This is a genomic window from Pseudomonas sp. NPDC089918 (assembly GCF_050280605.1).
Lineage (GTDB): Bacteria > Pseudomonadota > Gammaproteobacteria > Pseudomonadales > Pseudomonadaceae > Aquipseudomonas.
The window spans coordinates 1-3,010 of sequence record NZ_JBNNVP010000094.1; the positions used below are offsets into that span (position 1 = coordinate 1).

Below are 3,010 nucleotides of genomic sequence, written 5' to 3' on the forward strand. Positions count from 1 at the left end.
CGTTCCCGCTGGTGAACGTCAACGAGATCTTCCACCTCGACCTGTCGCGCACCAACGTGGTGGTTCGCTTTAGCGAAGTGGCCAGCCTGAGCAGCTGTAACACGCGAAGCACGACGCTCGCCTACAGTGACTTGCACTGCACGATAGCCATCGGTCTCTTCAGTTTTGAACTGGGTGACGCGATTCGGCTCGATCTCAATGACCGTGACCGGAATGGAGACACCTTCTTCGGTGAAAATACGGGTCATACCGCATTTACGACCGACTACACCAATAGTCATGTTGTAAACCTCATGAGTGTACGGGGCTTTCACCCGCTATGGCCGCCCATTTCAGAGCGTTACACGACTAAGACCGAGTCTTAGCCGAGGCTGATCTGCACTTCCACACCGGCCGCAAGATCAAGCTTCATAAGTGCATCAACGGTTTTATCCGTTGGCTGGACGATGTCCAGAACGCGCTTATGAGTACGGATCTCGTACTGGTCACGCGCGTCTTTGTTGACGTGCGGAGAGACCAGAACGGTGAACCGCTCTTTACGGGTAGGCAGTGGAATTGGACCACGCACTTGAGCACCAGTACGTTTCGCGGTTTCCACGATTTCCTGGGTGGATTGGTCGATCAGGCGATGGTCAAAAGCCTTCAACCTGATACGGATTTGCTGATTTTGCATTGGATTTCAGACTCCGGCTGCTATTCCCACCGAGCGCAATACGCCCGTTAAAAGGAGGCGCAATTCTATAGACGCCCCATATAGGTGTCAACCCAATAAAAAAGCCCCCGCTAAGCGGGGGCTTTTTCAACTCATCGAAGCTTACTCAAAAAAGAGCTTATTCGATGATTTTGGCTACGACGCCAGCGCCGACGGTACGACCGCCTTCACGGATAGCGAAACGCAGACCGTCTTCCATTGCGATGGTCTTGATCAGGGTGACAACCATTTTGATGTTGTCGCCCGGCATTACCATTTCAACGCCTTCCGGCAGCTCGCAGTTACCAGTCACGTCAGTAGTACGGAAGTAGAACTGTGGACGGTAGCCTTTGAAGAACGGAGTGTGACGACCGCCTTCTTCCTTGCTCAGAACGTAGACTTCAGCTTCGAACTTGGTGTGCGGCTTAACCGAACCTGGCTTAACCAGAACCTGGCCACGCTCAACGTCGTCACGCTTGGTACCACGCAGCAGAACGCCGCAGTTCTCGCCAGCACGACCTTCGTCGAGCAGCTTACGGAACATTTCAACACCGGTGCAGGTGGTGACGGTAGTGTCACGCAGACCAACGATTTCCAGTGGATCCTGAACCTTGACGATACCGCGCTCGATACGACCAGTTACAACAGTACCGCGACCGGAGATCGAGAATACGTCTTCGATTGGCATCAGGAACGGCTTGTCGATAACACGGACTGGATCCGGGATGTAGCTGTCCAGAGTCTCAACCAGTTTACGAACGGCAGTGGTGCCCATTTCGTTGTCGTCTTGGCCGTTCAGAGCCATCAGAGCCGAACCGATGATGATCGGAGTGTCGTCACCTGGGAAGTCGTAAGTGCTCAGCAGATCGCGCACTTCCATCTCAACCAGTTCCAGCAGCTCAGCGTCGTCAACCATGTCAGCCTTGTTCAGGAAGACAACGATGTACGGAACGCCAACCTGACGGGACAGCAGGATGTGCTCACGAGTTTGTGGCATCGGACCATCAGCGGCCGAGCAAACCAGGATAGCGCCGTCCATCTGAGCAGCACCGGTGATCATGTTCTTCACATAGTCAGCGTGACCTGGGCAGTCAACGTGAGCGTAGTGACGGATCAGCGAGTTGTATTCAACGTGCGCGGTGTTGATGGTGATACCACGAGCCTTTTCTTCCGGAGCGCTGTCGATTTTGTCGAAAGCAACAACGGCCGAACCGAAAACTTCGGAGCAGACGCGAGTCAGAGCAGCGGTCAGCGTGGTTTTACCGTGGTCGACGTGACCGATGGTGCCAACGTTGACGTGCGGGAGGGTACGGTCAAATTTTTCTTTAGCCACGACAATTAACTCCTAGCCTAAAGGGGCTGAATCAGCCTTGTTTTTTGGTAACAGTTTCGACGATATGCGACGGAGCTGTATTGTATTTTTTGAATTCCATAGAGTAGCTTGCGCGACCTTGGGACATGGAACGGACGTCGGTCGCATAACCGAACATCTCACCCAACGGCACTTCGGCGCGAATCACTTTGCCGGAGACCGTGTCTTCCATACCCAGGATCATGCCGCGACGACGGTTAAGGTCGCCCATCACGTCACCCATATAGTCTTCAGGCGTAACAACCTCTACCGCCATGATCGGCTCAAGCAACTCACCACCGCCCTTCTGGGCCAGTTGCTTGGTTGCCATGGAAGCAGCCACTTTAAACGCCATCTCGTTGGAGTCGACGTCGTGGTAGGAACCATCAAACACGGTAGCCTTCAGGCCGATCAGCGGATAGCCGGCAACAACGCCGTTCTTCATCTGCTCTTCGATACCCTTCTGGATAGCCGGGATGTATTCCTTAGGAACCACACCACCCACTACTTCGTTCAGGAATTGCAGACCTTCCTGACCTTCGTCAGCAGGAGCAAAACGAATCCAGCAGTGACCGAACTGGCCACGACCGCCGGACTGGCGAACGAACTTGCCTTCAATCTCGCAGCTCTTCGTGATGCGCTCACGGTACGAAACTTGAGGCTTACCGATGTTGGCTTCGACGTTGAACTCACGGCGCATCCGGTCAACCAGGATGTCCAGGTGCAACTCGCCCATGCCGGAGATGATCGTTTGACCAGTCTCTTCATCAGTCTTGACGCGGAAAGATGGATCTTCCTGAGCGAGCTTGCCCAGAGCGATACCCATTTTTTCCTGGTCGTCCTTGGTCTTAGGCTCTACGGCAACCGAAATAACCGGCTCCGGGAAGTCCATGCGAACCAGGATGATTGCCGTGACGAAGGGGTACACCGACTTGTCATCCGCGACCCCGGTGCCGATGGCATTCGCC

General features: G+C 54.3%; 3 protein-coding genes and 1 pseudogene. All 4 read right to left on the reverse strand.

The genetic code is table 11. The annotated features are described in order from the left end of the window. Window positions 1-281 (reverse strand): large ribosomal subunit protein uL3 (locus ACQKPC_RS30175; protein WP_427628311.1); only part of this gene is annotated, 281 nt, incomplete at its 3' end. An 80-nt stretch (window positions 282-361) separates the two neighbouring features. Then, window positions 362-673 (reverse strand): 30S ribosomal protein S10, encoded by a 312-nt coding sequence (gene rpsJ, locus ACQKPC_RS30180; protein ID WP_003186070.1) that lies wholly within the window; start codon window positions 671-673, stop codon window positions 362-364. A gap of 157 nt (window positions 674-830) precedes the next feature. Further along, complete coding sequence (gene tuf, locus ACQKPC_RS30185) at window positions 831-2,024, reverse strand: elongation factor Tu (protein ID WP_007896660.1); 1,194 nt, start codon at window positions 2,022-2,024, stop codon at window positions 831-833. A 31-nt stretch (window positions 2,025-2,055) separates the two neighbouring features. Next, window positions 2,056-3,010, reverse strand: a pseudogene (fusA, locus tag ACQKPC_RS30190) (elongation factor G); the annotation flags it as partial.